General features: G+C 57.1%; 6 protein-coding genes. 5 read left to right on the top strand and 1 reads right to left on the bottom strand.

Annotated elements, in window-relative coordinates; all coding sequences use genetic code 11:
* Positions 1-64 precede the first annotated feature (64 nt).
* The 5 genes from J122_RS05110 (at position 65) to J122_RS05090 (ending at position 10,780) form a co-directional block, all read left to right on the top strand.
* Complete coding sequence (locus tag J122_RS05110) at positions 65-1,336, top strand: GGDEF domain-containing protein (RefSeq protein WP_061331483.1); 1,272 nt, start codon at positions 65-67, stop codon at positions 1,334-1,336.
* Between the two features lie 234 nt (positions 1,337-1,570).
* Positions 1,571-4,693: a hypothetical protein gene (locus tag J122_RS05105; RefSeq protein WP_061331482.1), complete on the top strand. Its 3,123-nt coding sequence runs from the start codon at positions 1,571-1,573 to the stop codon at positions 4,691-4,693.
* A gap of 101 nt (positions 4,694-4,794) precedes the next feature.
* Positions 4,795-6,702 carry a DUF1302 domain-containing protein gene (locus tag J122_RS05100; protein ID WP_061331481.1) on the top strand — a complete coding sequence of 636 codons (1,908 nt, stop codon included), beginning with the start codon at positions 4,795-4,797 and terminating at the stop codon, positions 6,700-6,702.
* 26 nt (positions 6,703-6,728) lie between these two features.
* The gene (locus tag J122_RS05095; RefSeq protein WP_061331480.1) at positions 6,729-8,093 is read left to right on the top strand and encodes a DUF1329 domain-containing protein; all 1,365 of its coding nucleotides are present in this window, start codon (positions 6,729-6,731) and stop codon (positions 8,091-8,093) included.
* A 215-nt stretch (positions 8,094-8,308) separates the two neighbouring features.
* Positions 8,309-10,780: a membrane dipeptidase gene (locus J122_RS05090; protein ID WP_197463812.1), complete on the top strand. Its 2,472-nt coding sequence runs from the start codon at positions 8,309-8,311 to the stop codon at positions 10,778-10,780.
* A 62-nt stretch (positions 10,781-10,842) separates the two neighbouring features.
* Here J122_RS05090 and J122_RS05085 read toward each other — a convergent pair whose 3' ends face one another.
* Positions 10,843-12,399 (bottom strand): methyl-accepting chemotaxis protein, encoded by a 1,557-nt coding sequence (locus J122_RS05085; protein WP_061331479.1) that lies wholly within the window; start codon positions 12,397-12,399, stop codon positions 10,843-10,845.
* Positions 12,400-12,428: the final 29 nt, after the last annotated feature.

Below are 12,428 nucleotides of genomic sequence, written 5' to 3'. Positions count from 1 at the left end.
GTCGGCAACCGCGATGCTTTAATGGCACTCGGGGTAAGACGTAATCAAAGGATGGTGATCACGCTTGGCCGAATATCTGGATCAGCCGTTTTCAATGTTGATCGGTCTGTCTGTTCTCGTGCTTGCAGTTGCACTGCTTGCCAGCGTGGTAAAGCTCAGGGCCGATATCAGAACACTGAGAACCACTTCCAACCAGCAATTGAAGCGGTTGAATGCCCGTGTAGCGCAATTAAGCAATGAGCACAGTGAAGTGGCTTCGGCACTGGATGACCTTTGCGACTCGGCCTCTATCGCCAGCGCCCCAGACTCCTCGCTTGCGGTGACCCCCGCCGAACAGGAAAACCGCATTATCAAATCGATCCTCAACGAGGGCGATCTGCCAAAGGGCCTCGAAAAAGCCTTCGAACTACTTCACCCGAGCCCGGAGTCGACTCTCTGGATGGCCTTCGGCATTTCCGTGCTGGACCAGAACACCAAAACACTCAAACTTGCCTGGCACCAGGGAATCAAGGAGGCGGTTGCCCGGCAGTTCAGCGAAGCAAGGCTGATACATGGAAGTGCCCCGCACGCAACATCGGCCTTGCTGGGCGAACACGTGGTGGTCAGGCGGGAGCCCGCCGCACAAAAACACCGGGATCAGCCCCCGGCTACCCGATTACCGGAAGCCGTCCAGGCCTGGCATTCCTTTCCCATCAAAAAAGTGGACGGTAGTGTACTGGGCACCTTCGATATCCTGAGCTTCAACGAAGGATTCCCGCTGCCGGACAGCAACAGAATTGCAAACTACCTGTTTGTCACCTCCATCATTCTGGAGCGACACAGTTACCTGAACGGTATTCTCAGCCAGGCCAGAACCGATAAGCTCACAGGCCTGACCAATCGGGGCTTTGCCGAAGAGTCCCTGGTAAAGGAAATTGAGCGTTCCCAGCGCTACCGCAACCCCTTGTCTGTCGTGCTATTTGATATCGACCATTTCAAGTCTTTCAATGATACCTACGGCCACGACGTGGGCGATCTGGTACTGCAGGAAGTCTCCCGGCTCTCAGCCGGGGCGATACGATCAACCGATGTAGTAGGCCGTTGGGGCGGAGAAGAGTTTCTGGTGATCCTGTCAGAAACCACCCTCGACAGTGCCATGGTGGTTGCTGAAAACGTTCGAAAAGCGGTGGAATCCGCCCATTTTGAGGTGTGCCGTTCTGTCACCATCAGTCTGGGTGTTGCCGAATTCACCCCCCATGATACCGCCCAAAGCCTGGTTAAACGCGCCGATGAAGCTTTGTATAAAGCTAAGAAGGCGGGCCGAAACCGGGTGTTGGCGCAGTCTAAAGTCGCCTGACCAGACAATCTCCATCCGCCAAGCATTGAACCTTTGTTCATTCCTTCTTCTTAACCATCTGAGAATAAAGCATAAATTGTATTATAAGGTAGTTATGTCGCCATAGTGGGTGTATATTTGAATTAAAAAGGTTGGAATGCGTTATATTATGCGATAGACTTTTCAGTGAAAAGGCTTGGTAGAAAGGAGTCTGTCTTGCCAGAAATACAAAAATAAGCAGGAGAGATGGTCACAATGGCTAGATTCAAACACAGAGCACTCGTCACCGCCCTCGCCGCCAGTACTGCACTCACCGGGTGCCTGGACAGCGGCGGGAAAACTGACAAGAACGCAAATCCCGCGTACAACATCAGCAACCCGAACACTATTTCTGAGGGAACTCGGCCCATTTTCCGGCCGCTGGAAACCGCATTTCCGCTGCCCAGCGATCCGCTGTTCTTCCTGAACCCGGAGTTGGACGGCACCATGCTCAATGGCACCGACCCTGCCAATCCGGTTACCACCGGTTTGGGTTTTGTGGATGGCAACTCCATCCTCGCGCCGTTCGATATCAAGATCAGCGACAGCCTGGACCCGAACCAGACACTGGACGCCCGCAACTTCGTTGAGATCGATGGCGAGGTGGTGCCCAACCCGGATCAGAACATCTACGTGCTGGAAATTGAATTCCCCTCCGGTGACAGCGTGTTCCAGCAGTCCCGCGAAGTCGGCGGCATTGTTGCCGCCGATCGCTACCGCCTGGCCAAACGCCTGGAAGCTGAGGGCGACACTGCCGCTGCAGATGAGATTTATCAGAGCCTGCTGGAAGAAAACTTCCGTGTTGAAATCATTACCGTGGATGCGAACGGACCGGCTGGTGCCGCTGGCGGTTCCCAGAACAATGCCATTCGCCTGTTGCCTATCAAGCCGCTGAAGCCGAAAACCAAGTACGCGGTGGTTCTGGGTAACAAGATTGTGGATAAAGATGGCGATCCGCTGGTCCGAGAGAACCGCTTCGAGACCGCATCCAATCCGGAATTTGTCATCAGTAATCCGGCGCTTCAGCCGTTCCGGGATTCCATGTTGCCCGCCAGGGCCTGGGGCAGTGAATTCTTTAATTTCAAGCGTGAGTTTGGAGGCAGCGGAGCGGAGGCCTCCTCATTTAGTGATGTGACTTTTGCGATCAGCTTCACCACAACGGCGGTTGAAGATGTGCTTCTGGCCAATGCCGCACCGGCTGCCTGGTTGAGGCAGAGCTTAATGACCGAACGCAAGAAATCTGTTCTCGGGCAGGTCTTCGCGGGCGGTTTTAATTTCTCTGGTCAGGGGCTTGCGGGCGCGGAGGAACAGGATCAGCAGATCAACCAGCGCATGTTCAGCTTGCTGACGGATACCAGTTTCCGTTTGTACGATGAAGAGCTGGCGGAGATCCTGACCATTGCCAATGAAAACGGTATCCAGCTCCGATACACCGATCTGGTCGCCGATGAAGCTGTTGACCGGCAACTGGCTTTTACCCTGCAGGCGGCTGCCACCCAAGCAGTTGAAGAAACGGTAGATTTCTCCCAAAGAGCTGCGGAACTGGCAGAACAGATTGCCGCTATCACTCCCATTCCCAGGGCCCCAGGAGCGGAAGAACCATCCCCGGTTCGTTTCTTCAGCCAAAAAGACGGTGGTGAGGTCAATCCGGCCCTTGAGCAAACGGCTGCAGACCTGTTCCTTACCGAAATCAACGTGAACCTGCAGGTTTACGAAGGTGAAATCACCTTGCCGTACTACCAGCAGCTCCCTGACGGCGCTGACGGTTCACCGTTGCAGACTGGTTCCTGGCTGCCGGCAGATTTCACTGACAACCCTGAGCTACCCCAGGCTAAATCCAACCGAGTCAGCTACCGCTTCCCGTTTGCGCAGAAGCAGGCCGATACCAAAATTCCGATCATTGTAGGAACGCCTGATCCTGCCTTTGGGGCTGGTCCCGCAGCCGGTTATCCGGTGATTATCTATCAGCACGCGGCCACGCAGGATCGCTCAGCCATCCTTCCGATGGCAACCGCAGCGGGTTTGCTGTGCCTGGCGGACAGCGGTGGTGCGCCAAGCAACAGTGGGGATTGCTTCGTGACCGTTGGCATCGACATGCCGCTGAACGGTGTGTTTGGTGAGGCTGCCACCAGTGCCAGAGATGAAGACAACCCGGAACAAACTCCAGGTATGGTCGAAATTGGCATGCAGCCAAACGCCTCTCCGGATGCCACCGAACGTCACTTCGGCTTCACGGCCAACGAAGCGATGCAGGCCGTGCCGGCAGACCAGGTAACGGATCCGGAATCCGGTAGCCTGTTCCTGAACTTTACCAACTACGCCAATACCCGTGACAACATGCGCCAGGGCGCCCTTGACCTGCTGCATGTCAACGCGTTACTGCCCGCGATTGAAGATGCCATCGATGCCTGTGCCGCTGCGGGTGACTGCTCGAATGGTGTGAATATCAACACAGATCGTGTGTACTTCATCAGCCATTCCCTGAGCGGCATGGGTGGCGTGCCGTACCCGGTCATCAACAACCTTGCCGCCAGGGACAACCCGGACCTGAATCCGATTCTGGCGTCAGTGTTCTTCAACACCGGCGGCCAGTTCACCCGGATTGCCGAAAACTCCCGTAATACCATTGCGCCGGTACTGCTGCCGGGCCTGGATGCTGCGTCTGGCGGCCTCCTTGCCCAAGGCCGCACCGAGTTGAATATCTACTTCAACGTCTTCCAAGCGTTGCTGGATTCTACCGACCCCACGGCTTTCGCCCCGTTGTTTGAATCCTCAGGTAACAGCGCCACCTTGGTCACCTCTATCGTGGGCATTGATGGCGATGCGGACCGTCCATCCGACGGCACCATTCCAAATGCTGCAGATGCCGAGCTTTACGATCTCGGGCCGCTGGAACTGGTCACTGATTCTGGTTTCCAGATTAACAGCTTGCCAGCACCTTTGGCTGGTACTGACCCCATGGCCCGGTTCATGGGTGCGGTGAGCATCGACAGCGCGGATGATGACGGCACCCGGCCAATCATCACTCGCTACCTGGAAGGCTCCCACGGCAACCCGATCTCGGCCGGCCAGAAGGGCGCTGATCCATTCAGTTCCAGTGCGGTGTTCGATGAAATGGCAGCGCAGCTGGTGGCTCTGTTCCGTTCCAAAACCAACGCAGAGGCGAGCTTTACCGTCAACGTAACCAATGATTGCGTTGTCCAGGATGTAGGCAACGCGCCGGGTGACCCGGAGTGTGACGGCCAGACCGACGGTGGTGCAGAGCCTGATGAATCCGAAGATGTTGGCGAAGAGGGCGGCGGCCTGCTGGATGGCATTGGTGGCCTCCTGGGTGGCTGATGTGCCATCGCCGAAAACACCAGATCAAACAATCAGTATCAACAGTGATTCAAAGCCCCGGCGGATCGGCGCCGGGGCAGCCCAAACACGGGAGCAGTATCATGACAACAACAAAACAAAGTAGCCGTTTCAAGAAGAGAAACTCGGGCCTGGCGGCCGCCATTGCCGCCATGCTGGCCTCGCCAGCATCGGCCATCGACTTTAACCTGTACGGCATAGATGCAACATTCAGCACTACCCTGACAGCCGGTATCGGTATCCGTCTGGAAGACCAGGATCCAGACCTGATCTCCCAGGGTAACCTCGGCCCGGAGTTTGCCTTCAGCAATACAGGGGCGTCCTCCAACAACTTCGATGACGGCAACCTGAACTTCAAGAAGGGCGACCCGTACTCCCAGATCCTTCGTGGTCGCTCTGAACTGTTTCTGGATTACCGGCCAAACAGCGATTACCTGACACGTGTCGGTGCGCTGGTGCGCGGCTCCTACTACTACGATTACGAGCTGAAGGATAACAAGCGTGCGGTTGACCCGGTGGGTCAGCGTCGTGAGCTGAACCCCGAAGCCAAAGACAATGCGTCTGGTGTCGATCTTCTGGATGCGTATATTTTCACGGACTGGTACGCGGGTAATGTGCCGGTGTCTGCCCGGGTGGGGCGGCAAGTCATCAGCTGGGGTGAAAGTACCTTCATTCTCGGCGGGATTAATGCTACCAACCCCATTGATGTTCCAGCTTTCCGCAGCCCGGGTGCCGAGCTGAAGGACGTTCTGCTGCCGGTGAACATGATCTACACCTCGGTTGGTATCACACCGGATATCAACATTGAAGCCTATCTGCAACTGGAGTGGGAACCGTTCAAAATCGACGATTGCGGTACCTTCTTCTCCTCTGCAGACGTGGCCGCGGACGGCTGCGGACCAGTTCTGCTGGCCGGTCAGGTACCAGACGCACAGGCCTTTGAAGAGGGGTTTATCTCCCCAAGGGAGGGAGATGTTGAACCCGGCGATAAAGACCAGTTTGGTGTCGCCGTGCGCTGGTTCGTGCCGGCGCTGGATTCCGAACTCGGCTTCTACTACATCCGTTATCACAGCCGTTTGCCCTACATCAGCGGTATCGTGAACAACCCCGAGTCACCGGAGGCCGGCCAGATCAATGATCCGGACTTGCCGTTCTCCCGATTCCCGAGCTACTACATCGACTACCCCAAAGGCATCGATCTGTTTGGCGTGAGTATCAACACCACGCTGCCGACCGGCACCTCGTTAGGGGCTGAATACAGCTTCCGGCCGAACATGCCGATTCAGTGGAATACCTTCGAGCTGATCTACGGCGGTGTTCAGCAGAGAGGGCCCGATGGTCAGGTGGTCAGCAAACTGGAGCAGCGTGTTCAGGCCAGCGATCCGGATTTTAACTACGCCGGTAAACCGGTCGATGGCTTTGATCGTTACGATGTCTCACAGGCTCAGGCTACGTTCATCCACTTCGTGGACCGGGTGCTTGGAGCAGGTCGTTTCATCACGGTTGCCGAGATTGGCGCCACCTACGTGCATGACCTGCCCGACAAAAGTGAAGCCCGCTACGGCCGCTCCGGTATTTTTGGGGTAGGCCCCGTCCCGCTCGACGGCGAATCCTTTACCGGTGATTTCTGTAGCCAGGGCCCGGGCGATGAAACCACTCGCCTGAACATTAACCCCACCAACTGTGGTGGCGACGGCTTCACCACATCCTTCTCCTGGGGGTACCGGGCACTGTTTGCGCTGGACTACTCCAACGCCTTTGCCGGCATCAACCTGCTGCCGAAGCTGGTTTTGTCCCATGACGTGAAAGGCTACGCGCCAGACCCGGGCGGCAACTTCAAGGAAGGCAACAAGTCTGTGAGTATCGGCCTGGATGCGGATTACCAGAACCGCTACTCCGGCTCGATCAGCTACACCAACTTCTTTGGTGGCAAATACAACGAAATCTCGGATCGCGACTTCATCGCGGCCAGCATCTCCTACTCATTCTGATGGCTAAAATAACAGGAGTATCAACCATGAAAACCCACAAGAGACACCTCATTGCCGGCGCCATTGCGCTGTCCCTGTTCGGAGCATCCACAGCGATGGCTGCGGTATCTGAATCCGAAGCGGCCAAGCTGGGTAACGAGCTGACGCCAATTGGCGCTGAAAAGGCCGGTAATGGCGGCGCCATCCCAGCCTGGGATGGCGGTTTGACCGACCCCGGCGTCAATCAGCCTCAGCAGGGTATTTACCCGGACCCGTTCCCCAACGACGAAGTGAAGTTCGTTATCGATCAGAGCAACGTGGACGAGTATGCGGATAACCTGTCCCCCGGCCAGGTGGCGATGATCAAAACCTACAGCACCTTCTCGATTCCGGTGTATGAAACTCGCCGTACCTCAACCTACCCACAAGAGTTGATGGATCTCGCCAAGGAGAATGCCACCACCGTGTCGCTGACGCCAGACGGAAACGGCCTGCAGAACTATGAGAAAGGCGTGCCTTTCCCGATCCCCCAGAAGGGGCAGGAAGTGATCTTCAACCACATTACTCGCTATCGCGGTGGTTCCATCATCCGTAACGTGGCCCAGGTAACGCCTCAGGCCAACGGCGATTTCAGCCCGGTGAAATTCACCGAGCACCTGACTGATCGGGTCGAGCTGGCCGACTACAAACCGGGCATGGACGACAACGTCCTGTTTTACTTCAAACAGGTGATCACCGCACCGTCTCGCCTGGCGGGTAACGTATTGCTGGTTCACGAAACCCTGGACCAGGTAAAAGAAGGGCGCCGGGCCTGGCTGTACAACTCCGGCCAGCGCCGGGTTCGCCGGGCACCGCAGGTGGCCTATGACGGCCCGGGTACCGCAGCCGACGGCCAGCGTACCTCTGATAACCTGGACCTGTTTAACGGCGCGCCAGACCGCTACAACTGGGAGCTGGTGGGTAAAAAGGAAATGTACATCCCGTACAACTCCTACCGCCTGGCGTCTCGCGACCTGAGTTACAACGACATCATCCAGCCGGGCCACATCAACCCGTCGGTCACTCGCTACGAGCTGCATCGGGTATGGCACGTGCGCGCAACTCTGAAAGATGGAGAGCGGCACATTTATGCTCGTCGAGACTTCTTCGTGGATGAAGATTCCTGGCAGATTGCCGTGGTAGATCACTATGACGGCCGTGGTGACCTGTGGCGTGTCGCAGAGGCTCATCACGTTCAAGCTTATGACATTGATGTTCCGGCTTACGCCGCCGAAACCCTCTATGACTTGATGTCAGGCCGCTACCTGGTTATGGGACTGACCAACGAGGAAAGTGATCCCTACACTTACGGTGTCACGGCCCGTTCCAATGACTTTACGCCGGCTGCTCTGCGCCGGGCTGGTGTTCGTTAACAGACTCGCCGTCTTATACCTTCTGCCCGCCCCGGTCGGGGCGGGCTCTTCCTTCCCCCTTCCTGTTCATCAACTTTTCCCGCGCCTAAAAGATTGGCCCGCAATGCCTCTTTGTAATACGTGATGCTTTGTTATTTCTGGTTAATAATTAAGCATAAGATATGTAGTGCGATACTAAAACAAGAAGGACTCGAAGTCCGTAAAGGAGACATAACGTGGCCATTTCAGCGCGCCAGCGCCTGCTGGTTTCTGCGGTTTGTGCAAGTTCATTATTCCTGCTGTCTGCTTGTGGTGGCGGTGACTCTTCTTCGGATGCCGCGCAAAACAGTGAACAGCGACCAAGCCCCGGTAACCCGGCCACGCCGCCGGGAAAAACCACAAAACCTTACGCCTATGAAAACACCCGCTTTGCCTTTGCCAACGGCTGTTACAACTTGCAGGCCGATGGCCGGTTTATTTCCGAGAGCTCGGGGCAGGCGTACGGAGTGACCAGTGATGCCCGCCAGGCTGCCCGTTTCTATCTGCGGCCGACGGAGCTTGGTGCCTACCTGCTGATGTCGGATTATCAGCGCGAAGCCGGCCAAGCGGGGCAATTTGAACTGCTGGGCATCCGTGATCCCGGTGGCGAATTTCTGGATACCACCGGCATGTTCATTGGCGAACTGAGCTATCTGGTGGCCGGGTTGGGCGATACCACTAATTTATTGTTAGACCCGATTGCCCCGCTGGGCGGATTGCTGCGGGAGCTGGGTGAAAGCCTGGAATACGCCGGGGACCAGCTGGCCAATACAGACGTGCGCCCCGCGCTGGCCACCGTGGATAGCCCGAACGATCTGGCGGTCTGGAAGCTCAACAAGCTGCAAGACAGTGAGTATACGCTCACCTCTGCCGTCACCGGGTTGATGTTGGGCGCCTCGGAAGACGGTTTAACCCTGTCGTCACCGTCGTTGCGTGATACCGGCAATGCCTTCACGTTTGAGCCAGCCCAGGGGTGTGCAGATTACCCGGAAGCCGACCTCAGCCTGGAAGTGGCCGACAAGCGCGGCCCGGCGGTGTACCTGAAAGAGGTCGACCGCTTCAAAAACATCAAAGGCATCGATAACGACGATATCTTCGGGTACGTGGACACTCACTCGCATATTTCCGCTTATGAATTCATCGGCGGCCGGGTTAACTACGGCGCGCCGTTCCACAAGTTTGGCGTTACCCACGCCCTGGAGAACTGCGAGGTGGCCCATGGCCCCTGGGGCACCACCGGCTTTGTGGAGCTGGTCACCAGTGGCAGCGGCCCCCACGATACCCAGGGCTGGCCCACCTTCAACGACTGGCCCCGTTACAACTCCCTGCAACACCACCAGAGTTACTACCGCTGGCTGGAGCGTGCCCATTACTCCGGCATGAAAATCCTGGTCAACCACCTGGTGCATAACGAAGTGCTCTGCGGCATCAACCCCCAGAAGCAGAACGACTGCGACCCCATGGAAGCCATCCTGCTGCAGATCCAGCGCATGTATGAAATGCAGAACTACATAGACGCTCAGCACGGCGGCCCGGGTGAAGGCTGGTTCCAGATTGTCACCAGCCCGGCCCAGGCCAGGGAAGTGATTGGCGAGGGCAAGATGGCCGTGGTGCTGGGCATCGAAATGTCGAAAGTCATGCGCTGCGGAGAGTTTATGGGCGTGCCCGAATGCACCGCGCAAGACATCGTCGAACGGCTGGACCAGCTCTATCAGCTGGGGGTTCGCAACATGTTCCCGGTGCACAAATTCGACAACGCCTTCGGTGGCCATCTGCCGGACCTTTCCTCTGGGGTTGGCATTGGCGCCGTACTCTATGGCGGAAACCTGCTGGAAACCGGCCACCTTGTCGAGTTTGAAGAATGCCCGGAAGGTACCGAATACGTCGGTGACGAAACCGATCAGAATGCCGACATGCAGGCCTTTGGCATTCTGGACCAGTTGCTGTTCCAGATCGATTACCTGGGCGACCGTTTCCCGGAAACACCGGAAGAACTCAAAGCCCTGGACCCACGCCAGGGCACCGGGCACCTGTGTAACCGCCGTGGCCTCACAGACCTGGGTGACTTCCTGATCCAGGAACTGGTGCGCCGCAAGATGATGATCGAAACCGACCACATCAGCCGCAAGGCCGCCGCTCGCATCCTCGACATCACCGAAAAGCTGGGTTATCCGGTGATCAACAGCCACGGCGGCTGGGGTGGCACCGAAGCCCTGCGTGATCGCATCGCCGCTCAGGGCGGCATCACCGCCTCCTTCGGTGGCGTTCGTGAAAACTGGGTAGACAAGCTGGTACGGGATGGCAACCGCCCCCGCCCGGACGACCAGAAAGTAGGGCCTTTCGGCGGCGCTGGCTTCGCCTCTGATGTAAACGGCATCGCCCAGCTGGCCAACAACCCCGGCAGCGCCGAAGACGAGGCCAGGCTGTACCCGTTCACCTCCGTGGATGGCCGCGTGATCTTCCACAAACAGAAAACCGGCGACCGTGAATTCGGCCTCTACGACGGCCGCGGCGTGGCCCACTACGGCCTCTACCCAGACCAGGTCGCCGACATGATGCTCCACTCCGACCGCCCGCAAGAGCTGATCGACGACGCGGTCAACCAACTCTTCACCTCGGCCGAAGCCTACCTGCGCATGTGGGAACGCATCGAAAACGCCCCGCTATGAAATTGGGGTCAGACCCCCGGACATTTCGCTCCATCAAATGTCCTGGGGTCTGACCCCAACTTTTATTTGAAGCGGACGACCAGCTCGTGGAGGTCTTTGGCGATGTCGCCCATTTCCCGCACGCTTTGGGTGGATTCCTCGCCCTTGACCAGGTTCTGTTCCGCCATATTTGAGATGCGCTCTACCTGTTCGTTGATCTGATCAGACACCTGCGCTTGCTCCTCAACGGCGGTGGCCATTTGAAGGGCCATTTCAGCGATAGTCACAACATAGTCGGCAATGTCTGACAGGCTCGCCTGAGCTTCGAGCATCTTTTCCAGGCCATGATCAGCGGCGGTCACGCCAGTTTCGGCGACCTGCACCGATTGCTCGGATTTGCCAATGAGTTCGGAAACCACACCATGAATCTCTTTGGTCGATTCCCGAGTTCTGCGCGCCAGATTGCGAACTTCGTCTGCCACCACCGCAAAGCCCCGGCCGTGTTCACCCGCCCGGGCTGCTTCAATAGCGGCATTCAGGGCAAGCAGGTTGGTCTGTTCGGCAATGTCTTCAATCATTTTCGCGGCAGAGGCAATCCGGTGCGTTTGCTGGGCGAGATCGTTAACCGATTGGCCGATGTTGTGAACGGTCTGCTTCAAATCCTCGATGGCGGCCCGGGTAGAGTTGATGGTAGCAACGCCCTGGTCAGACGCCTGGCGGGCGTTGTCCGCCTTGTCGGCGGTTAGTTGCACATTCTGTGAAACCTCACCGATGGTCACCGACATCTCATGAATGGCCGCTGCCACCTGTTCGGTTTCCTGCTGCTGTTTCTGCATGGTTTGCTGGGTGTCGTAGGCTATTTCGAGGTCTCGGGTGGTGTGCGACCTCATCGCCGCAGATGAATCCTCCAGCCTGGTTAGCACTGCGTCCAGGTGCGCCTTCTGTGCCATCACGGCGACTTTTAGCCTGCCCAGACTCAGCCCGTCATCGGTATAACTCCGGGCCGCCAGATCGCTGGTGAAGGTCTTGCCCATTTGTTCCATTACGGAGGTGATCAGATTCGATTGTGACACCGTTGCCCAGACATGCCGCCCAACAAAGAGGAATGCCAGCAAGCCCGCCGCCCCGGCAACCTGCCCAGCACCGTAAAGGAGACCTGCCGCGACCAGTACAATGCCCACAAGGATATGCGGAATAGCGGATGCATAACCCCGAAGTTTCAGTGCTGGCTTACCCGCCCGAATGCCGGCGTACAGTTTCTCTGCCCGCGCCACATCTTCCCGAGCAGGGCAGGAGCGAACCGACTCGTACCCGATGATCTCCCCGTTTTCGGTCACTGGTGTGACGTAGGCGCTCACCCAGTAAAAATCGCCGTTTTTGCATCGATTCTTCACCAATCCCATCCAGGGCTTGCCGGCTTTCAGACACCCCCACATCTCGGCATAGGCCTCCGGCGGCATATCCGGGTGGCGAACAATATTGTGGGGCTGGCCAATCAGCTCTTCCCGGTTGAAGCCACTGATTTCCACGAATGCTTTATTACAGTGCCGGATCTTGCCTTTCAGGTCGGTGGAAGAAATCAACTTCTGGTTGGGGGAAAAGGTACGTTCATTGTTGGTGACGGGCAGGTTTTTTCTCATGGGCACTCCGTAAAGCGCAATATTGTTTA

The organism is Marinobacter excellens LAMA 842 (assembly GCF_001574445.1).
GTDB lineage: Bacteria > Pseudomonadota > Gammaproteobacteria > Pseudomonadales > Oleiphilaceae > Marinobacter > Marinobacter shengliensis.
Note: the sequence above shows the minus strand (reverse complement) of the source record. Positions and strands in the feature narration are given on the sequence as shown.